At 69.8% G+C, this 20,886-nt stretch carries 15 protein-coding genes; 5 read left to right on the top strand and 10 right to left on the bottom strand.

Annotation, left to right across the window (positions count from 1 at the left end):
* The first annotated feature begins 30 nt into the window (after positions 1 to 30).
* The 3 genes from IM738_RS20240 to IM738_RS20230 all read left to right on the top strand — a co-directional run bounded on the left by IM738_RS20240 (position 31) and on the right by IM738_RS20230 (position 7,380).
* Positions 31 to 4,125: a YhdP family protein gene (locus IM738_RS20240; RefSeq protein ID WP_236962834.1), complete on the top strand. Its 4,095-nt coding sequence runs from the start codon at positions 31 to 33 to the stop codon at positions 4,123 to 4,125.
* Between the two features lie 151 nt (positions 4,126 to 4,276).
* Entirely contained in the window at positions 4,277 to 5,083 is an 807-nt protein-coding gene (locus tag IM738_RS20235) for a carbon-nitrogen hydrolase family protein (protein WP_236962833.1), read from the top strand.
* Between the two features lie 227 nt (positions 5,084 to 5,310).
* Positions 5,311 to 7,380, top strand: coding sequence for a two-component system sensor histidine kinase NtrB (locus IM738_RS20230; protein WP_236962832.1), 2,070 nt, complete (start codon positions 5,311 to 5,313; stop codon positions 7,378 to 7,380).
* Between the two features lie 54 nt (positions 7,381 to 7,434).
* Here the strand turns inward: IM738_RS20230 and IM738_RS20225 are convergent, their stop codons facing one another.
* A complete protein-coding gene (locus IM738_RS20225) occupies positions 7,435 to 8,124 on the bottom strand; it encodes a hypothetical protein (protein WP_236962831.1) in 690 nt (229 codons plus the stop codon).
* A gap of 110 nt (positions 8,125 to 8,234) precedes the next feature.
* On the opposite strand from IM738_RS20225, the gene IM738_RS20220 reads away from it, so the two are divergent.
* The gene (locus IM738_RS20220) at positions 8,235 to 8,873 is read left to right on the top strand and encodes a response regulator transcription factor (protein WP_236962830.1); all 639 of its coding nucleotides are present in this window, start codon (positions 8,235 to 8,237) and stop codon (positions 8,871 to 8,873) included.
* A gap of 3 nt (positions 8,874 to 8,876) precedes the next feature.
* On the opposite strand, the gene IM738_RS20215 is transcribed toward IM738_RS20220, so the two are convergent.
* A complete protein-coding gene (locus IM738_RS20215; RefSeq protein ID WP_171984857.1) occupies positions 8,877 to 9,014 on the bottom strand; it encodes a hypothetical protein in 138 nt (45 codons plus the stop codon).
* Between IM738_RS20215 and mltA the strand changes: the two genes are divergently transcribed.
* Positions 8,962 to 10,158 carry a murein transglycosylase A gene (gene mltA / locus IM738_RS20210; protein ID WP_236962829.1) on the top strand — a complete coding sequence of 399 codons (1,197 nt, stop codon included), beginning with the start codon at positions 8,962 to 8,964 and terminating at the stop codon, positions 10,156 to 10,158. The genes IM738_RS20215 and mltA overlap by 53 nt on opposite strands.
* 58 nt (positions 10,159 to 10,216) lie before the next feature.
* Here the strand turns inward: mltA and IM738_RS20205 are convergent, their stop codons facing one another.
* Genes IM738_RS20205 through IM738_RS20170 form a run of 8 tightly spaced genes read right to left on the bottom strand, consistent with a single transcriptional unit; the run spans position 10,217 to position 20,867 of the window.
* On the bottom strand, positions 10,217 to 11,302 hold the full coding sequence (locus IM738_RS20205) for a glycosyltransferase family 4 protein (RefSeq protein ID WP_236962828.1): 1,086 nt from the start codon (positions 11,300 to 11,302) through the stop codon (positions 10,217 to 10,219).
* Complete coding sequence (locus IM738_RS20200; RefSeq protein ID WP_236962827.1) at positions 11,299 to 12,174, bottom strand: glycosyltransferase family 2 protein; 876 nt, start codon at positions 12,172 to 12,174, stop codon at positions 11,299 to 11,301. The genes IM738_RS20205 and IM738_RS20200 overlap by 4 nt, the downstream gene beginning before the upstream one ends.
* Positions 12,171 to 13,934, bottom strand: a complete 1,764-nt coding sequence (locus IM738_RS20195; protein WP_236962826.1) for a GMC oxidoreductase — start codon at positions 13,932 to 13,934, stop codon at positions 12,171 to 12,173. The genes IM738_RS20200 and IM738_RS20195 overlap by 4 nt, the downstream gene beginning before the upstream one ends.
* Position 13,935: 1 nt before the next feature.
* A complete protein-coding gene (locus IM738_RS20190; protein ID WP_236962825.1) occupies positions 13,936 to 15,114 on the bottom strand; it encodes an aminotransferase class V-fold PLP-dependent enzyme in 1,179 nt (392 codons plus the stop codon).
* Positions 15,115 to 15,126: 12 nt separating this feature from the next.
* A complete protein-coding gene (gene galE / locus IM738_RS20185; RefSeq protein WP_236962824.1) occupies positions 15,127 to 16,116 on the bottom strand; it encodes a UDP-glucose 4-epimerase GalE in 990 nt (329 codons plus the stop codon).
* Positions 16,113 to 17,318 (bottom strand): acyltransferase family protein, encoded by a 1,206-nt coding sequence (locus tag IM738_RS20180; protein WP_236962823.1) that lies wholly within the window; start codon positions 17,316 to 17,318, stop codon positions 16,113 to 16,115. The genes galE and IM738_RS20180 overlap by 4 nt, the downstream gene beginning before the upstream one ends.
* Before the next feature lie 35 nt (positions 17,319 to 17,353).
* Entirely contained in the window at positions 17,354 to 18,487 is a 1,134-nt protein-coding gene (locus IM738_RS20175; protein WP_236962822.1) for a J domain-containing protein, read from the bottom strand.
* Between the two features lie 31 nt (positions 18,488 to 18,518).
* Positions 18,519 to 20,867 carry a GumC family protein gene (locus tag IM738_RS20170; protein WP_236962821.1) on the bottom strand — a complete coding sequence of 783 codons (2,349 nt, stop codon included), beginning with the start codon at positions 20,865 to 20,867 and terminating at the stop codon, positions 18,519 to 18,521.
* Positions 20,868 to 20,886: the final 19 nt, after the last annotated feature.

Below are 20,886 nucleotides of genomic sequence, written 5' to 3'. Positions count from 1 at the left end.
CTCACCTCGCGAACCCATAAGACCTATTCCGTGTTCACGCGGCTGCTGTTGTGGATGGTGCTGGCCGCCTGGACCGTGTTTGCCCTGACATGGGGCGCCTTGCATCTCTGGATTGTGCCGCGAATCGGCGAATGGCGTCCCGACCTGGAACGCTGGGCCAGCGTCGCTGTGGGGGTACCGGTCACGGTCGGTGCCTTGCGCGCCGAGGCGCAGGGCAGCGCCAGCGCCGACGCCGGCTTCCTGTTCCGTCTGGTGCCCGCGTTCGAACTCAGCGACGTGCGCCTGTTCGACCCCGCCGGCCGTGAAGCCCTGCTGCTGCCCAAGGTGCGCGCGGCGGTCACGGTCAGCTCGCTCTGGCGCCTGGGCTTCGAGCAGCTGCTGATCGAGAGCCCGGTGCTCGACGTGCGCCGCACCGCTCAGGGCCAGATCGAGGTGGCGGGCCTCAACGTCTCCAGCCCGCAGGGGCAGGACCACCGCGCCACCGACTGGTTCTTCTCGCAGACCGAGTTCGTGATCCGGGACGGCACCGTGCGCTGGACCGACGACCTGCGCCGCCAGCCGCCGCTGGCCCTGAACGCGCTCAGCTTCGTGTCCCGCAACAGTGCGCGCAGTCACCTGATGCGGCTCGACGCCACGCCGCCGGCCGAGTGGGGCCAGCCGTTCAGCCTGCTGGCCAACCTGCGCGAGCCGCTGATCGACCTGGCCCCGCCGCGCGCCGGGCAGGCCCCCTGGCACAACTGGAGCGGTGAGCTCTACGCCGATTTCCCCAGCGTCGATGTGTCCCGGCTGCGCGCGCACGTGGACCTGTCCGAGTGGGGTGCCGAGGTGCGCACAGGCCAGGGGCTGCTGCGCGCCTGGGGCGATGTGACCCGGGGTCAGCTCGCGGGCGTGACCGCCGACCTCGGCCTGCGCAACGTCGCCACCCGTCTGGGGCAGCAGCTGCCGGAACTGGCGCTGGAGCAGGTGCAGGGTCGCCTCGCGGCCACCTGGAACGACCAGGGCTTCGAGATCACCACCGACAACCTCAGCTTCCGCACCCGCGAGGGCCAGGCCTGGCCCGGCGGCAAGCTCAGGGTGAAGCACGACAACGGCCTGTCCAGCCGCACGGTCTCGACCGCGGTCAGCGCCGATCGCGTGGACCTGGCCGCGCTGGCCGCGCTCGCGACCCGCCTGCCCTTGCCCGAGGGCAGTCGCACGCTGCTGACCAGTCTCAAGCCGGCCGGCAGCGTCGAGGGCCTGAGCGCGCGCTGGCAGGGTCCGGTGGCGCCCGCGGCGGTCGCGGGGCAGCCGGCGCCACCCGCCCCGCCGATCACGGCCTATCAGGCCAAAGGCCGCGCTGTCGGTCTCGCGCTCGCCGGCCAGCCCAGTGGCCAGGTGTCGAGTTACGGACCCTATCCCGTGCCAGGCCGGCCGGGCGTGACCGGCGCCAGCGGCGACTTCGAGCTGAACCAGGACGGCGGCCAGGCGCGCCTCTCGATCACCAACGGATCGATCGACCTGCCCGGCATGTTCGAGGCGTCGGTGATCCCGCTGACCAGCCTGCAGGCCGATGCGCGCTGGAAGCTCAGCGGCGAGCGCGTCGAGGCCTGGGTGGACAACGTGCGCATGGCCAACGCCGACGCCGCCGGCACCGCGCGGGTCTACTGGCAGACCAGCGACCCGGTCCGCAGCACCTCCAAGTCCCGCTTCCCCGGCGTGCTCGATCTCAACGCCAGCCTGAGCCGCGCCAACGCCCTGCAGACGCACCGTTACCTGCCGCTGAGCCTGGGTCCCGAGGTGCGGCGTTACGTGCGCGAGGCGGTTCGTGGCGGGTCGTCCGACAAGGTCGATTTCCGGGTCCGGGGCGACCTCTGGGACCTGCCCTACCACCTGCCCGGCGCCGACGGCGAGTTCCGCGTGGCCGCCAACCTGGGCGGCGTCGATTTCGCCTACCTGCCGGCCTACCTGCAGTCGACCGGCGAGCCCGCCTGGCCGGCGCTCAAGGGGGTGACCGGACAGATGGTGCTGGAGCGCGCGTCCCTGCAGCTCAAGGGCCTGACCGCGGGCGTGGACGGTCTGCCCAAGGTGCGGCTGAGCGAGGGCGAGGTCACCGTGTCCGACCTCATGGTCTCGCCGACGCTGGTGCTCAGTGCGCGTGCCCAGGGGCCGGCCAGCGAGGTGCTGGCCTTCGTGCAGGGCTCGCCGGTCAACGCGCTCCTCGGCGGGGCGCTGGCGCGCACCACCGGGACCGGCGCGGCCGGCGTGGGCATCAAGCTGCAGCTGCCGCTGGAGAAGGTGGACCAGCTCACGCTGCAAGGCCAGGTGCAGCTCGCCGGCAACGACCTCAAGATCACCCCCGACTCGCCGCTGCTGGAACGCAGCGTCGGCACCATCGCCTTCACCGAACGCGGCTTCAAGCTGAGCGATGCCCGGGCGCGGGTCTATGGCGGCGAGATCGCGCTGGAGGGCGGCATGGTGCCCGACGCCAGGGGTGGGTCGGCCCGGGTCGAGTTCCGGGGCCAGGGCACGGCCAGCGCCGAGGGTGTGCGCGACGGCGGACTGGGTTTTGTCTCGGGCCTCTTCGACCACGCCAGCGGCAGTGCCGCCTACCAGGCGCGGCTCGGGTTTCGCGGCGGCGTGCCCGAGCTGCTGATCAACACCAACCTGCAGGGCATGGCCATCCACCTGCCGGCGCCGCTGGCGAAGAAGGCCGAAGAAATCCTGCCCTTGCGCTACGACAACGCGGTGCTGGGCGTGGTCAGCGACCCGAGCGGCGATGTCGCGCGCAGCGACCGGCTCACGGTCGAGATGGGCCCGGCCCAGCAGCCGCTGCTGTCGGCGGTGTTCGAGCGCGACATCACCGAGGCCGAGCCCAGGGTGCTGCGAGGCAGTCTGGGCGTGGGGCTGCTGGCGGGTGAGTCGGCGCCGCTGCCTCCGCAGGGGGTGGCCGCCAACCTGCGTTTCAGCCGCATCGACGTGGACGCCTGGGAGCGGGTCTTCAGTGCCGCGAGCGGCGTCGATGTGCGCAGCACCGCCACGGCGCCAGCCACGCCCGCGCCATCCAGTGCCAGCCTGGCCTACCTGCCCACGGTGCTGGCGGTGCGGGCCGAACAGGTCGCGGTCGATGGCCGCACCTTCAACAACGTGGTGCTCGGCGGCTCGCGCGAGGGCACGCATTGGCGCGCCAACATCGACGCCGACGAGGCCAACGGCTATGTCGAGTACCGCCAGCCCGGCGCCACCAGCGCCGGCAGCATCTACGCTCGCCTGGCCCGGCTCAACCTCGCGCCCTCGGCGGCGGCCGAGGTGGAGCAGCTGCTGCAGCAGCCCAGCAGCGTGCCCGCGCTCGACATCACGGTCGAGAACCTGGTGCTCGCGGGGCGGCAACTGGGGCTGGTGGACATCCAGGCGGTCAACCGGGGCTCGGGGCGCACGCGCGAATGGCGCCTGAACAAACTCAACATCCGCGTGCCCGAGGCGCGCCTGATCGCCAGCGGCAACTGGGTCGCCGAGGGCGACGCGGCGCGGCGCACCCGCCTCGACTTCCGCCTCGACATCGACGATTCGGGTCAGTTGCTCTCGCGTTTTGGCCGGGCCGGCGTGGTGCGCGGCGGCAGCGGCAGCTTCGAGGGCGAGATCGGCTGGCAGGGATCGCCCTTCTCGCTCGATTACCCCAGCCTCTCGGGCGCGCTCAAGGCCGACATCGCGTCCGGCCAGTTCCTGAAGGTCGATCCCGGCGCCGCCAAACTGCTGGGCGTGCTCAGCCTGCAGGCCCTGCCGCGCCGGCTGACGCTGGATTTCCGTGACGTGTTCTCCGAAGGTTTTGCCTTCGACTTCGTGCGCGGCGACGTGCGCATCGCCCAGGGCGTGGCGCAGACCAACAACCTGCAGATGAAGGGCATCAACGCCGCCGTGCTGATGGAGGGCAGCGCCGACATCGCGCGCGAGCAGCAGGACCTCAAGGTCGTGGTGGTGCCCGAGATCAACGCCGGCACCGCCTCGCTGATCGCCACCGCCATCAACCCCGCCGTGGGCCTGGGCACTTTCCTCGCCCAGTTCCTGCTGCGCGAGCCGCTGCAGAGCGCGGCCACACAGCAGTTCCACATCAGTGGGAGCTGGGCGGACCCGAAAGTAGAAAAAAAATGACCCCCCGCGCCGCCTTCGGCGTCACCCCCCAGGGGGCAACGCGAGTGGCCCGGCGAAGCCGGTTCCACCGCGTTCTGGGTGGGCCCCGATCGCGCCGGGTCGCGTTGCTGGGGTACAAACGGTTTGTTGTCGGGTTCGTTAAGGAGTTCTCATGAAAGTCGCTGCGATTCAAATGGTCTCGGGCATCAGCCTGGACGCCAACCTCAGCGCCGCGCGCGCCTTGCTCACCCAGGCCGCCCGCAGTGGCGCGGAGCTGGCCGTGTTGCCGGAGTATTTCTGCTTCATGGGCCAGCAGGACGCCGACAAGCTGCTGCTGGCTGAAACGCCGGGGCTGGGCACGGTGCAGGACTTTCTGTCCGACGCCGCGCGCGAGCTGAAGATGTGGATCGTGGGCGGCACCCTGCCCATGGCCACCGACGATCCGGCCCACGCTGCCAACGCCTCGCTGGTCTACGACCACAAAGGCCACTGCGTCAGCCGCTACGACAAGATCCACCTGTTCCGCTACGACAACGGCAAAGAGGCCTACGACGAATCGGCGGTGCTGCGCGCGGGCGAAACACCCACGGTGTTCGACTTCACGCCGCACCAGGGCGAGCCCTGGCGCGTGGGCATGAGCGTGTGTTACGACCTGCGTTTTGGTGAGCTCTACCGCATGCTGGCGGCTGATCTGCTGCTGGTGCCCGCCGCCTTCACCTACACCACCGGCCAGGCGCACTGGGAGATCCTGCTGCGGGCCCGTGCCATCGAGAACCAGGCCTATGTGATCGCCAGCGCCCAGGGTGGCCTGCATGAAAACGGCCGCCGCACCTGGGGCCACAGCATGGTCATCGACCCCTGGGGCCAGGTCATGGCCATGCAGGCCGAAGGCCCCGGCGTGGTGCTGGCCGACATCGACCTGGAGCGCCTGCGCAACGTGCGAGAGCAGCTGCCTTCGCTCCAGCACCGCAGATTATGAGACGCCCCCCGCGCCGCGCCCAGGGGCGCGTGCCTTGCAGGCCGCGTCATCGACAGAGTCGATGCCTCTTCGTCCCGTCCCAGCCTGCGCAGGCAGGCTCGGAGCCGCGGTCCTCAGCCCCCCACTGGGGGGCAACACCAGTGGCCCGGCGAAGCCGGTTCCACGGTGTTTGCTGGGTGGGACATCGCGCTCCGTCCAAGTCCTGAGAGGCTGAGGTTCTTTCACACATGCCCGCGCATCCAGACGGAACGCCAACACCCGCTCACGCCACGCCGCCCGTCCGCTCCGGCCTGCGCTCGCGACGCTGGCTGCTGTGGGGCGCGCTGCTGCTGCTGGTGGCGGCGCTGCTGGGGGTGCTGGTGTTCCTGGCGGGGGAGTACGAAGAGGGGCGCGATCAGGCGGCGCTGGATCGCGACGCCGCCACCGTGGCCAGCGACATCCGCAGCGGGCTGGTGCGCAATGTGCAGACCCTGCAGTCGCTGCACAGCGTGGCGCCCACCCCCGACTCGTGGCTCGACCCTGCGGCGGAGGTGCTGTCGGCGCAGCGTGAACTCGTGCGCCTGGAGTGGCGCGACAGCGCCCTGCGCCTGCTGGCACACCGCGACTCGGTCTACGTGGCCGACCTGTTCAGCTACCTCCCGCGCGAGCAGGCCCTGCCCGATGTGCGCCAGGCCTGCGAGAGTGCGCAGCGGGTCTCGGGGCCCTCGTTTTCGCCCAGCTTCTTCTGGCCGATGGCCAGCGGGCTGGGCATGGAGATCATCGAGATGTGCCTGCCGGTGGTGCGGGCCGGGGTCAACGACGGGTTCCTCATCGCCACCTACTCGCTGCCGGGCCTGCTCTCCGAATTCAGCAACAAGGAGCTGCTGCGCGGCCGCGGCCTGGCCTTCACCGAGGTCGATGGCACGCGCCTGGCGCTGCACAGCAGCGCGCCCGGCAGCCGCCGCACCCAGGTCGCCAACACCCTGCTCGACCTGCCCGGCCACACGCTGATGCTGCGGCTGGAGAGCCCGCGCCGGGTGGCCGGGCTGTTCCCCAACGTGCTCACCGCCGTGGTCGGTGCGCTTTCGCTGGCGCTGCTCGCTGTGATGGCCCTGTTCGGCCGCGACATGCGCCGGCGCCAGCGCGCCGAGACCGAGGTGGCCGAGGCGCTGGCGTTCCGCAAGGCGATGGAGAACTCGCTGGTCACCGGCCTGCGCGCTCGCGGCATGGACGGGCGCGTGTCCTACGTCAACCCGGCCTTCTGCCAGATGGTGGGCTTCGAGGCCGATGAGCTGATCGGCACCGGCCTGCCCGCACCGTGGTGGCCGCCCGAACTGATCGACGAGTACCAGCAGCGCCTGGCCATCCGCCTGGCGGGGCAGACGCTGCCGCGCGAGGGCTACGAGTCGGTGTTCCAGCGCAAGGACGGCACGCGTTTCCCGGTGCTCATCATCGAGGCGCCGCTGATCGACGCCCAGGGCACCCAGACCGGTTTCATGAGCGCCATCCTCGACCTGAGCGAGCAGCGCCGCGTCGAAGAGCTCAACCGCGCTTCTCAGGAGCGCCTGCAGGCCACGGCGCGCCTGGCCACGGTGGGCGAGATGGCCTCGCTGCTCAGCCACGAACTCAACCAGCCGCTCGCGGCCATCGCCAGCTACGCCAGCGGCACGCTCAACCTGCTCGACGAGCCCGCCGACATGGGTCAAGGCCTGCCCACCAGCGACCTGCGCCAGGCCATGCAGCGCATCAGCGAACAGGCCGATCGCGCCGGTCGCGTGATCAAGAGCGTGGCCGACTTCGTGCGCCGGCGCGAGCAGGTGCGCGAGGCGGTGGCGCCCGAGAGCCTGATCGAGGCCATCATGCCGCTGCTCACGCTGCAGTCCAAGAAGCTCGGCATCCGGGTGCAGACCTCGGTGTCCCCGGGCTGCCCGCCCGTGCTGTGCGACCGCACCATGGTCGAGCAGGTGCTGCTCAACCTGGCGCGCAACGGCATGCAGGCCATGCCCGAGGGCGACCCGCCGACCGCCTCGGGGCGGCGCGTGCTCACGCTGTCGGTCGGGCAGTCGCGCCTGCACTCGGGCGAGGAAGACCCGCCGCGCAAGGTCTGGGTCGAGTTCGCCGTCACCGACCACGGCCGTGGCCTGAGCGACGAGGTGCGCGACAAGCTCTTCACCCCCTTCTTCACCACCAAGGCCGAGGGCATGGGCCTGGGCCTCTCGCTGTGCCGCACGGTGATCGAGCAGCACGGCGGCGCACTGACCCACGAGCCGGCGCAGCCGCGCGGCACGGTGTTCCGGTTCACGCTGCCGGGAGCCTAGAGAAGCCATCGTTGCGCAGCTGCGCTGCGCAGGGAACCCGCGCTCCGGCGGCGTCTATTGTTTGAGCGCTTCCCAGCGGGACTTCACTTTGGCCTGGTCGTGCGGCGCGAGCAGCTTCTTTTCGATGCCGACCTTGGCCAGTGAAGGGTAGGCCGTTTTGAACAGTGCTTCGTCGCCGGCCCATTGATCGGAGATGGTGACGTCAAAGGTGCCTCCGCTGGCGCCGACCACGGCTTGATCGATCAGTGGAATGACGGGACCGGCACGCTCCTCATCGTCCTTGCGCTCGCGCACCACGGCTTGGACATGTCCGATGTAATAAACGCCCGCCTTGGGGAAGGACAGGTCCTGCATCAGCACGGTTTGGAAACTCCCGATGAACGGGAAGGACCGGGCCATCGACAACATGGCGGGCATCACGTAGTCGCCTGGCGCCAGTTCGTAGCTCAGGAGGTAGCTGTTGGGCGCATTTTTCCCCTCGGAGGGCCGCCGGGCCTTGTCGTCCGGCTGGAAGTTGAAGCGATCCGCCTTCTCTTTGGCGCCGCCTTTTTCGACGTTGACCACCAGCAGTTCGGGTTGGTACGAGGCCTTGTAGCGGTTGTCGATGGTGGCGCTCATCAGCAGCGTGACCTTGTCGGCCTTGGGCGCGCTGGTGTCGGACAAGGCCATGGGCAGTTGGGTCGCGCAGCCGGTCAGCGCTGCGGTGATGGCTGCCGTCAGCCAGAGAAAAATGCGATGTTTCATGGGACTTCCCTGAGGATTTTTGTTGGCGAACGAGGGTCAAACCCGCGCGGTTCGCCAAAGGCTGCCCGCTGAGCCGTCGGGATTCTAAGGCCTGAACTATCATCCCGCCCATGACCCAACACCCCGACGCCAAGGTGTTCATCGTGGACGACGACAAGGGCGTGCGCGAGGCGCTGGCCTGGTTGCTGCGCACGCGCCGCCTGCTCAGCGAAGGCTACGAGAGCGCCGACGACTTCCTCACCGAGATCTCGCGCTGGAGCGCCGAGCCCGGCGTGCCCTGCTGCCTGCTGCTCGACGTGCGCATGCCCGGCACCAGCGGCCTCGCGCTGTTCGAGCACCTGCTCACGCTGCCCTGGCAATCGGCGCTGCCGGTCATCTTTCTCTCCGGCCACGCCGACGTGCCGACCGCGGTCGATGCCGTCAAGCGCGGTGCCTTTGATTTTTGCGAGAAGCCGTTCTCCGACAACGCGCTGGTCGATCGGGTCGAGCAGGCGCTGCAGTTGTCGGCGCAGGTGCTGGCCAGCCGCAGGCAGCGGCTCGGGGTCCAGCAGCGGCTCGACGGGCTCACCGAGCGCGAGCGCGACGTGATGCACCTGGTGATCGAAGGCCTGCCCAACAAGCTGGTCGCCGACCGGCTCAACATCAGCGTGCGCACGGTCGAGGTGCACCGCTCGCGCGTGTTCGACAAGATGGGTGTGAAGTCGGCGGTGGAGCTGGCGAACGCGCTGCGCGAGGTGGGCGGGCGTTGAGCATCAGTCCTTGCGCTCGGGCCGTTCGGCCTTTTTTTCCTCGGGCAGTTCCCCGTTTTTCCGGCCTGAAAACATGGTCCACCACACGATGAAGATCAACAACACCAGCGCAGCCAGCGCTTCGAGCAGCAACAAGGTCATGGGTGGTTTCGGCCGTGGGGTGGTTTGGCGGTGGATGGCGGCCCTGATTGTAGGCAGCCTGGCCGCGTGCTCCAGCGTGCCACCCACCGGTTCCACACCCGCGCCAGTGGCTTCTTCGGCCGACGAGGTGCCGCTGCCGCCCATCCAGCGCCAAGGCAGCCGCTGGTTGCCGGTGCGCTGGGCCGCGCTGCCGGGCTGGGGGCTGGACAGCCTGCACGAGGTCTGGGGCGCCTGGGCGCGCGGCTGCGAACGCCCTGCGCCCATGCACGCGGCGCTGTGCGCCGAGATGCGCCCGCTCACCATGGCCGGCACCGCCGAACAGCAGGCCTGGATCGAAAGCCGCTTTCAGCCCTACCGCGTGGTCGAGCCCGACGGCACCACAGCCCAGGGCCTGATCACAGGGTATTACGAGCCCATCATGGCCGCGAGCCGTCAGCCCACCTTCATCCACCGCACGCCGCTGTACGCGCCGCCGCCCGGCCTGCCGGCCGGGCAGCCCTGGTACAGCCGCCAGGAGATCGACACCCTGCCCGCCGCGCAGGCCGCGCTCAGGGGTCGCGTGATTGCCTGGCTCGCCGATCCGATCGACGCGCTGATCCTGCAGATCCAGGGCTCGGGGCGCCTGCAGTTCAGAGAACCGGACGGCAGCATCCGCACCGTGCGCGTGGCCTTCGCAGCGCACAACGGCCACCCTTACCAGAGCGTGGGCAAGTGGTTGCTCGACCAGCGCGCCATCCGCGAAGCCAGCTGGGACGGCATCAAGGCCTGGGCCGCCAACAACCCGGGCCGGCTCAACGAGATGCTCTGGAGCAACCCGCGCACCGTCTTTTTCAAGGAAGTGCAGCTCACCGAGCTGGACGCGCGCTTCGGCCCGCGCGGTGCCCAAGGTGTGCCGCTCACGCCCGGGCGCTCCATCGCGGTCGATCCGCTGAGCATTCCCTACGGCACGCCGGTCTGGATCGCCTCGCGCGGTGTGGTCTACAACCAGCAGCGGCTGGTGATGGCGCAGGACACCGGGGGCGCCATCGTCGGCGCGGTGCGGGCCGACCTGTTCACCGGCTGGGGCGGCTGGGGCGACGCGCCCTACCAGCTCGCCTCGCGGCTCAAGCAGCCGCTGCAGATGTGGGTGCTCTGGCCGCGCTGAAGCGGTGGCCGGGCCGGGCCACCCGCCCCCGTGAACCTGGCCGGTTGCATGCTCATGTTCATCCGGCCGTCACCTGCGCGATCACGCTGAGCAGTTTGCGGGCGGCCGCGTCCCAGGTGAAGCGCTCGGCAAAGGCGCGCCCCGCGTCCGACAGCCCCTGCCACAGCGCCGGGTCGTTCTGCAAGCGCAGCAGCGCGGCTTCCCAGGCCGCCGGGTTGTGCGGATCGACCTTCAGCGCGCCCGGCCCGCAGACCTCGGGCAGCGCGCCGCAGGGCGCGATCAGGGCGGGCGTGCCCAGCCGCAAGCCCTCGACCGGCGGCAGGCCGAAACCCTCGGTCAGCGAGGGCGTGCAGACGGCCAGCGCATGGGCCTGCAGGCTGCCCATCTCGCCCTCGCTCACGTAGCCGGCGAACACGGTGTTGGCGGGCAGGGGATACCCCGCCGCCGCAAAATCCGCGGCCGTGGCGCGGCCGGTCAGCACCAGCGGCAATCCCGCCAGCCCCGGGCGGGCAAAGGCCTGCAGCAGCAGGCCGATGTTCTTGTGCGGCTGCAGGTTGGCCAGCGACAGCGCATAACGCCGCGGGGTCAGGCCGAGACGGGTCAGGACCGCGTCGTCGCGGGGAATGCGCAGCACGTGATCGACCCCGTTGTGGATGACATGGATGCGCTCGGCCGGGGCGATGCCCAGCGACACCAGTTCACGCTTCGCGAACTCGGACACCGTGAGCAGGCCCAGCTGAGCGGAGCCCGCCAGACGGATGTGCAGCCTTGCCCAGGCGCTGCGCACCTGCCCGTACGAGCGCGGCGTGGTGAACACCTGTGCGTCGTGCACCATGGTCAGGCCCGAGCGCACCCTGAACGGGGTCATGTTGCAGAAGCTGACCAGGAGCTGCCCGCGCGCGGCCCCGGGCAGGCACAGCTGTTCCCAGGCGATGCCGTGCAGGTGGCCCACCGCCCTGATCGGCAGGTTCGGGGCCGGCCACGCCAGCCGCGTCCGCGGGGGCACGGCGATCGAGATGTCCGGGTGGTGCGGCAGCTCGCCCAGGGCCCGCGTCAGTTCGTAGGCCACGCGGTGCACGGCGGTCGGCGCGGCCGACAGGAACTTGCCGTTGATCACGACCCCGCACGGGGCGCCCGTGTTCACAGCTCAAGGATCCGGCGGGGATCGACGCGCCCCCGCAGGACGTCCCGGATGGCCAGCCAGTTCCCGGCGGCGCGCCCCTGGCGGTCGATCCAGGGCTCCGGGCGGAACAGCCTGGCGTGGTTGGCGAGCAGGTTGCGCAGGATCATGCGGACGGCGATCCGTCGCGGCAGCGTGGCCTTGCGCAGCAGGTACACCGGGTTGCAGACCTGGCTGTAGCCCAGCCGCCGCCCGCTCTTTTCGCGCCCCCGTTTCTCCCCGCAATGCACGCCCCGAAAGGCGTCCGTGTGCACCAGCGGGCCCGCGACGCGGCCGCCAAAATCCAGGTCCTCCAGCCAGGCGTAGAGCGGCAGGTTTTCGTCAAACCGCACCCCCGCGATCGCCGACACCCGGTAGGCCATGTTGCAGCCGTAGAGCCCGTGGGTGCGCGCGAGGATGGTGGCCGCTTCGGTGTCGCCCGCCGCGTCGGCGGCGTCCACCAGGCGCCCCGCCTCCTCGGGAGCAATCCCGGGGCCGTTGATCCCGTCGGCCAGCAGCAGGCCGTGCGCGCCGGCCACGTCGGGATGGCGCGCAAAGAACCGCGCGATGCCGGCGATGGCGAAGCGGGAGGGGATGAAGTCGTCGTCGTAGAAGACCACGGCCCCATGGTCCGGGCGCAGCCGGTCGAGGCCCCGGTTGCGTTGCACGCAGGAGCCGCGCGGCCCGAAGATGCACTCGACCTCAAACGGGTAGTCCTTCGCCGGCGGCGCATCGGCCGGGCTTTCCATCGACAGGATCACCTGCGAGGGCCGTTGCGTCTGCCCGGCCAGCCGGTCCAGCAGCACACCGACGCTGTCGGGGCGGCCCAGGGAAGCAATGATGACGCCCACGTTCATGGTGATCGCCGTTGCGTCAGGTGGTCGGCCAGCCGGTAGGCAAACGCCATGATCATGAGCGTCGGATTGGCGTGCCCGCAGGTCGGGAAGATGGACGCTCCCGCGATGTACAGGCCTTCGACGCCATGCACCTTGCCATCGGCGTCCACCACGCCCCGGCCGGGATCGGACGCCATGCGCGTGGTCCCGGCCGAATGGCCCATGTCGATGATGTCGGCACCGCGGGCGTCGCGAGCCGACACCCAGTCCGCGATCACCGGCAATGGCAGGCCCGCCTTGCCGAACTCGCGCAGCAGGATGTCGGCGAGCCGGGTCAGGGTGCGGATCTCCAGCTCGCCGATGCGCCAGCGTGCCACCGGCAGCGGCATGCCGAAACGGTCTTGCTTGGGCGACAGCTGGATGCGGTTGTCCCGGTCCGGCGCCTGCTCGCAGATGGCGTCGATGGACAGGCCCACCAGCTTGTGCGGCACGCCCCGCGTCAGGTATTCCTCGACGGCCAGACCCGGCCGGAACCGCAGCACCTGGTGGACCGCGAAGCGCGACCAGGCCTTCGGAAACCGGTTGCTCTGAAAGGCCAGGCGCGCCAGCCCCTTGGCCATGATCCCGGGGGATTTGAGGATGGCGCGGGCGTCCGACAGGTAGTCCCCGCTCTGGCGTTTGGCGATCCGCCTGACCGCGCTCCACGGGTCGTCCGGCGCGCGTTCGCCCATGGTGTAGGCCGCGCAGTTCAGCAGCCCCTCCGCTTCCTGCACGCGGGCCGTCGGGGCCAGGCCGTGCATGTACATGCTGACGCCCCTGGGGCCCCGCAGGCCGTAGAAGCCGTAGAGCCGGGACATGGCCGGGATCGCGCCCGGGCTGAAGCTGGCGAGCCTCGCGCTGGGGTGGTCCAGCAGGTAACGGCCGACCAGGTCCCGGTCATTGCCCAGTCCGGCGGCGTGTCGGGAGCGCGAATTCAGCAGCAGCCGCGCATTCTCGATCGCACTGGCCGCCAGCACGATGGTCTGCGCCTCGATCGTCCTTCGCGCGCCCGAGGCGTCCGCGACCAGCACCGCGCAGGCGCGTTCGCCCGACGCATCGGTCAGGACCTCCAGCACGGTGGCGCCGGTGAGGACACGGCACCCCCTCGGGGCGGCCTGGAGGAACTCGGCGCCGGCCCGCAGGACGTCCGTCGGGTCGATGGACGAGCGGGCGAACTGCCAGAAAAAGGAGTCCAGCACGGCCGGGTCCGGGCGCGGCTGGGGGGGCGACCGGCGGAGGTGTGCCCAGAGCCGGCCGTCGTAACAGTTGAGGCCGAGGTTGAGCGCACGCGCGGCCCTGTCCAGGTGGGGTACCAGCTCGGCCGCCGTCACGGGCCAGCCGCTGTCCGGCACCCAGGGGCGCACCGCGTAGTCCTGGTCGCTGAACGCGGCCGATTTGCCCGCCCAGGCGACCGTCGAGCCGCCCAGCGCGCGGCAACGCACGCCGAAGCCTTGCCGGTCGTGCGCCCACATCCGGGTCTGGTGGGCGTGGAACAGTTGCCGCTTGGCCGCCTGGCGCGGCGACCAGAGGCCGGCTTCGCTCAGCGTCTCGTTGAGCGCTTCCGTGCTGTCCTGCTCCGCCAGCCCGCCGCTTTCCAGGATCAGGGCCCTGCGGCCGGCCTCCGCCAGCCCGCGCGCGACGGCCAGGCCCGCCGGGCCGCCGCCGACGATCAGGACGTCGCAGCGCTCGATCCGGGCGTCGCCGAGGCTGGCGAGGTCTTCGACGGGCAATGGACTCGGCATGTCAGCCACCGCCGTTCGGCCTGCTCTGGGCGGACAACCGGTCGATCGCCGCCCGCAGCGTCCGCTTCTGCAGCAGCATCACCGGCGCCGGGTACTGCGCGCCCAGCGACACCCTGCAGGTCCGGCTGAGAATGTCCAACGTGGCCTGATAGTCGTCGACGTTGTAGGTGATCTCCCGGTGGGCCCACTGGTGCGGGTTCATCCGCGGGTGAAACGACCGTTTGCACAGCACCGCTTCCCAGTTCGTGAACACATGCCGGCCGGTGTCGATCAGCCGCCCGGCGCCCCGGGTCTGGCCGAAGATCCGCGCCTCCTCCGGGTCGTCGAAGAGCACGCTCAGCGCCACGGCGTCTTCAGGGCTGTGGTGCGGCGACGGCCGGCAACGGGGACGACCGGAGAAGATGTCCGCGACGCCGGGGTACCGGGCTTGCAAGGTCTTCAGCAGCGGCTCCAGCCGGCCCAGCTGCGCGTGCAGCACCGCGCCGGTCAGCTCGGACACGCGGCAGTTCAAGCCTGAGAACAGGGGCTCGCTGGTCGGCGCGTGCTGGCGGATGAAGGCGCCGGGATCGTGGAACATCCGGGCGCGCTCAAAGTAGCGGTCGTCGTTCGTCAGCACGGCGCCGCCCTCGCCGGCCGTGATGTTCTTGTGGTGGTTGAAGCTGAAGGCCCCCAGATCACCGATGCCCCCGACCCGGCGCCCCTTGTACTGCAGGCCGACGGCCTGACAGGCGTCTTCGATCACCAGCAGCTGGTGCCGCCGGGCGATCGCCATGATCGCGTCCATGTCGCACACCACGTTCTGCATGTGGACCGGAACGATGGCCTTGGTGAACGGCGTGATCTGGCGTTCGATGTCCTGCGGGTCGATGGTCAGCGACGCGTCGATGTTGACCAGCACCGGCACGGCGCCGACGGCCAGCGGGGCCAGCGCCGTGGCCACCCAGGTGTAGGCGGGCACCAGCACCTCGTCGCCGGGTCCGATGCCCGCGGCCGCCATGGCGGCGATCAGCGCGTTGGAGCCGCTGTTGACCGTGAGCACGTGCCGCACGCCGATCAGGCGGGCCAGCCTGTCTTCAAAGCGCGCGGTGTAGCCGTCCTTGCCGCGCGCATAACGCAGCAACTCACCGCGGGCGATGACCATGCTCAGGTTCGCCAGTTCCCGGATTCCAACAGCAGGCATTCAGGTCACATTTCAGGACAGGTTGTCGATGGGCAGGCGCTGGAGCTCCCATTGCCAGGCGTGCTCCACCAGCGTGTCCAGCGCCGCGTACTGGGGCCGCCAGTCCAGGCGCCGCTGGGCCAGCGTCGAGTCGGCCACGAGGCGGGCCGGATCGCCCGGGCGGCGCGGCGCGTACTGCACCGCGATGTCGCGCCCGGTCACCCGCCGCGCGGCCTCGATGACCTCGTTCACCGAGAAGCCGTGGCCGTTGCCCAGGTTGTAGGCCTGGCTGGGGTCGCCGGCCATCAGGCTCTGCAAGGCCAGGCCGTGCGCCTGGCACAGGTCGTGGATGTGCACGTAGTCGCGGATGCAGGTGCCGTCCGGCGTGTCGTAGTCCTGCCCGAACACCGAGATGTGGGTGCGGCGGCCCGAGGCGGCCTGCAGCACCAGCGGGATCAGGTGCGTCTCGGGCTCGTGCCGCTCGCCCAGCTGGCCTTCGGGGTCCGCGCCCGCGGCGTTGAAGTAGCGCAGGCACACCGATCGCAATCCGTACGCGCGGTCGTAGTCGGCCAGCGCCTGCTCCACCATCAGCTTGCTGCGGCCGTAGGGGTTGATCGGCTGCTGGCGGTGGTCTTCGCCGATGCGTTCGCTCTGCGGCTCGCCGAAGATCGCCGCGGTCGAGGAAAAGATGAAATGCATCACCCCCGCGTGCCGCATGGCGTCGAGCAGGTTCAGCGTGTTCACCACGTTGTTCTGGTAGTACTTGCCGGGGTCCTGCACCGACTCGCCGACCTGGATGTGCGAGGCAAAGTGCATCACGGCGTCGAAACGCCGGGCCTGCAACAGCCGGTCCAGCAGCGCCCGGTCGGCGAGGTCCCCTTCGACGAACGCGCCGTGCAGCACCGCGTCGCGAAAGCCCCCGACCAGGTTGTCGAGGGTGGTCACCTCGCAGCCCGCCAGGGCCAGGTGCTTGACCATGTGCGAGCCGATGTAGCCGGCGCCGCCGACGACCAGGATGTTCATGTGTTCTCCCATGGGTGGATCAGTTGCCCATTGCGTTCAATGGGCGGCGTTGTTGAAACCGGGCCGGTTGGCCGGGGGGTCGATGCCTGGGCCGGCACCATGCGTTGAAACAGGGATCTCAACTTCTGTTGTCCCCAGGGCTCCGGGCCGTGGGCAATCAGCAGGGCCAGCGTGGTGATGAACAGCATGCTGGCCGCAAACAGCAGCGTTCGATCCTCGATGACCAGGGCCAGATGGGGGACCAGGTACATCCCCAGCACAAAGTGCCCGAGATAGATGGGGTACGAGAGTTTGCCCAGGATGGTGAAAACGCCCCGGAGGCGGGCCTGTGTGATCGGCGGGCGGAGGGCGATGGACAGGATCAGCCAGGCCAGCATGAACAGCCAGAGGGCCGAGGCGATCACCACGTCACCGCCGGTGTTCGTCTTGAGCCGTATTTCCAGCAGACACAGCAGGATCAGGAGAACGATGGCGGCCCGCGTTGCCACCGTTGGGGGGCGTTGCGTCACGGAAAAGAGGGTCATGCCCAGGGCAAAGTAGACGCCGTGATGGAGCAACAGCAGCTTGTACCCGAACCAGTCCAGCGGCGTGGCAAACGCCAGGCCCATGGCGGCCGCCACACTGGCGAACACCAGGAACAGCCCGCTGGCCAAACCCAGCAGCCCAGCCAGGCGGTCTAGCGAGACAAGCTGTTGGCCACCACGGCGCTGTTGCACCACCATCCACACGCAGATGACCGCGTAGAAAACGGCCTCGATCACCAGGGTCCAGACCACGCCATCGATGTAGGGACCTTTGGGTGAGAGCACCATGCTGCGAAACCAGTCCAGCAGCCTTTCCCAGGTGGACTCGCCCGAGGCAATCCGGACGAGCAAGGCGATGGTGGCGTAGATCCAGAGCGCCGGGAGAATGCGAATGGCCCGCTTCATGAAGAAGCCGTGCCAGGAGGCCCCGATCGCGGACTGGGCGATCACATAGCCCGACAGCACGAAAAAGATCTGCACACCGATCCAGCCGCTGGACGCCCAGTCGGGCAAAAAATCAAAGGCGACATCGGGTCCGGTGGCCCGGTGCTCCGGTGCCCCCAGACCAAAATACTTGAAATGAAACAGCACCACCGCGATGGAGGCCAGGAAACGCAGCAGGTCGATGCCGTAGACATGGCCCATGGCGGTGGATGGCGCCGCTGAAGGCGCGTTCAAACGGGTGGGCCCACGGGCACCAGGGTGATGCGCCGTCATGGCTGTGCCACCAGCCGGGTCAGCACCGGTGCGCCCGCTTGCGCCAGGAAGACCGCTTTGAGGTTCAGCCTCAGGGTCTCGTTCTGCTGCGAGGCGTTCTGCAATCGGACGTCGATGGCGCTGTCCACCACGAACAGGCCGGCCGCGCTGGAGGCGCTGCTTGTCACTTCGTCCAGGCCCCTCACCGTGCGTCCCGCCAGCCGCTGGTTGAAGTCGCCCACAAACCGCGTGGCCGCCGGGTGGTTGCGCCATTCGGGGTGCAGCACCTGCAGCACCGTTTCGCCCCGACCCGAGCGCAGGGCACCCAGCACCTGGTCCATCGTGGGCTGCACATCTTCCAGGCGCATCACCGTGGGCGCGATGCCCCGCTGGGCTGGATGGATGGCGGCGTCGAGCAGCAGCTTCATGCCCTGGGGGGTGTGGACTTCGGCCGGGGACAACGCCGGCGTGGGCAGTGCCGCCCGTTTGACCGTCAGCGACGCGCCCGGGTGTTCGGTGCCGCTGAACAACCACCCGGCGCCCGCCAGCAGCAGCACCGTGAACATCGCGTGCGTGCCGCGCCGGTTCAGCAGGCGGGACAGGCGGACCTCCCCGCCACGTTCCCGGGGCGTGCCCTGGGGGGCCGGGAGGGCCTTGACGGGCGCCGGCGCCGCCGGTGCCGGCGCCAGGGTGGCGTTGTACCGCTCACGCCGCACCGGCGAGGACAGCACGTCGTTTGCGAAGTTGATGCGGGAGGCCGCGTCGGCCGGCCAGGCTTCGTCCGCCGAAGCGAAGTCCGGGTGGGCCAGCCGGATCATCATCCGGTAGTGATCGCGCTGCAGCTCGGGGGCCGAGTCCGGTGTCAGCCCCAGCAGGGTGTAGTGGTCCGCGCCGGGGCGCAGCATCACGGTGCGCACGAAAAACCGCGCCGCCTGCCGCGCGCGCGGCGCCGGGACAGTCTCCCCTGGTGGCAACCCGTCGACCGCCCGGTCGGTGGCCAGCCGCAGCACCGTGCCCACCCGGTCGAACAGCAGGGCGGGCTCGCGCCGCGCCACCGGGTAGCGGCCCGGTGCCCGCTCGTAATCGAGCAGGAGCGCCAGCACGCCGCCGGGGCGCGGGTTCGCCGCGAAGGGGGCCGGGGCGTGTGCCATGGGGTGTGCTGCGGGTGTCAGGACGTGGTGCTCAGGACGGCGCACGCGCGCCGTTCGCGGTGCCCAGCAGGCCGGGCGCCGTCTTGGGCGGATGGCCGTAGCCGTAGTACGACTCGAAGGCGTCGTCGTTGGTGTGCTCGGTGCGGGCGTGGGTCAGCACCATGCCCATCGGCGCCAGCCCGGCGTTGCGCAGGCGGCGCAGCGCGTCCTTGATGCTTTTCTTCTTGGTGCTGGAGGCCTTCACGGCGAACACGATGTGCTGGATCTGGTTGCCCAGCACGATGGCGTCCGCGATGCCCAGCAGCGGTGGCCCGTCGATGATCAGCTGGGTGAAGCCGAGCGCCTGGGCGCGGTCGAGCAGCATGCGCAGCCCCGGGCCCATCAGCAGCTCCACCGGGTCGGGGGGCGTGGGCCCGGCCAGCAGCACGCCCAGGTTCGGCACCATGGTCTTGAGGATCAGTTCTTCGGCGGGCGCTTCGCCCGCGAGCAGGTTGGACAGACCGCGCTCGTTGGGCAGGCCCAGCGCCTTGTGCACCGACGCCAGGCGCATGTCGGCGTCGATCAGCAGGACCCGCTGGCCCAGTTGCGCGAAGTTGATGGCCAGCGCCAGGGCGGAGGTGGTCTTGCCTTCGTTCTTGCCGCAGCTCGTGACCATGAGGTGCCGCGGCGCGCCGTCGGCGGTGGAGAACTGCAGCGCGGTCCGCATGGAGCGGTAGGCCTCCGAGAACCCGCTGCGGGGCTCCGAGTGGGCCAGCAGGCCCAGCGACTCGATGGACATGCCCCGGGGCTTGCGGGTCGCCGGAATCCAGCCCAGCAGCGGCAGGGCAAACAGGCGCTCCACCTCGTCTTCGTGTTTGATGGAGTCGTCCATCTGCTCGCGCAGGATGGCCGCCAGCACGCCGGCCAGCAGGCCCAGCATCAGCCCCACGGCCAGGTTGATCGTCGGGCGCGGCCGGAAGGGGAACAGCGCGGACTCCGCCGCGTCCACCACCGAGATGTTGTTGGTGTTCAGGCCGCCCGTGACGCTGACCTCCTTGAGGCGCTGCAACAGGCTGTCGTAGACCTGCCGGTTGGTGTCGAGCTCGCGCTTGAGCAGGTTCAGGTCCACGCTGCGGTCCTGCACCATCAGCACCTCGTCGCGCGAGGCGCCGACGCGCGTGCGCAACAGCGCTTCCTGCTTTCTGGCGGCGTCGTACTGGCCCTTGATCGAGGCCAGGATGACCTCCACCTCGGTGTCGATGCGCTTTTGCAGCTCGTCGATCTGCGACTTGGCCTGCAGCATCGCCGGGAAGTTCGGCTTGAACACCGCCAGGTTTTTCGCGTACTCGGCCTCCAGCCGGGCGCGCTGCTCCTTGTAGGCCTGGACCGCCAGGTTGTCCAGCACGCGGGGGGCGCTCTCGGGCCTTGCGCGCACCTCTTCGTACTGCGCCTCGGCCTTCATCCGGTCCTGCTCGGCCTTGGCCAGCGCGGCGGAGAAATCGACGTAGTTCTGCGTCGTGGCGCTGGTCTTGTCGCCCAGGTTCAGGATCTCGTTGCGTTTGGCGTACTGGTTGATCACCCGCTCGCTCTGTTCCAGCTTGGCCTTGGTCTGCTGGATCTGTTCTTCGAGAAACTGCCGGGCATAGACCGAGGTCTCCAGCTTGCGCTCCAGGTTCATCGCGATGAAGGTCTGGGCGATCTGGTTGGCGATGCGCGCCGCCAGCTCGCCGTCCTTGTTCATGACCTGCACCTCCACCAGCCGCGAGCTGCGCAGGGGTTCGATGTTGACCGAGTCGTTGAAGGCGCTGATGGTCTCGTTGCGGCTGAGGCGTTCCCCGTCCTTCACGGCCGGGGTGAACAGCTGGCGGAAGTTCCGGGTCAGCGTCGCGACGAAGCCGGTGTCGTTGGCGGGCGGCGGGGCGGGCGTGGCCACCGGCGCGGCGGGCGCCGCCGGGTCCGCCGGCACCTCGCCCTCACCGGGTTTGTACAGGCCCATCTCGTCGATCACGCGCAGGGCCAGGGAACGGCTCTTGAGCAGCTCGATCTGCGTGCGCAGCTGCAGCTGGTCGGACGCGGTGCCCTGGTCGAGCTCCACCTCGGTGTTGAACCCCACGACCTTCTGGGCGCTGCGGTCGATCTGGATCAGCGTGGTGGCGCGGTACAGCGGCGTGATGCGCAGGGTGTAGACCGCCGCAGCCGCGAGGCACAGCAGGGTGATGCCAGCGATCATCCATTTGTGTCTGGCGATGGCCCGGAAAATTTCCTTGAGGTCGATGTCGTCGTTGGGCGCGGCATCGGTCTCTTCGCGCGCGCGCTGGGCGGATTGCAGCATGCGCGCCTGCTGCAAGGCCAGTGCCGTGGAGTGCGGCGGACCGTGGGGAGGGAGGGTGTTGGGCAGCATGGCGGTGGGGGCTCTAAGA

This window comes from Hydrogenophaga sp. SL48 (assembly GCF_021729865.1).
Taxonomy (GTDB): Bacteria; Pseudomonadota; Gammaproteobacteria; order Burkholderiales; family Burkholderiaceae_C; genus Hydrogenophaga.
Note: the sequence above shows the minus strand (reverse complement) of the source record. Positions and strands in the feature narration are given on the sequence as shown.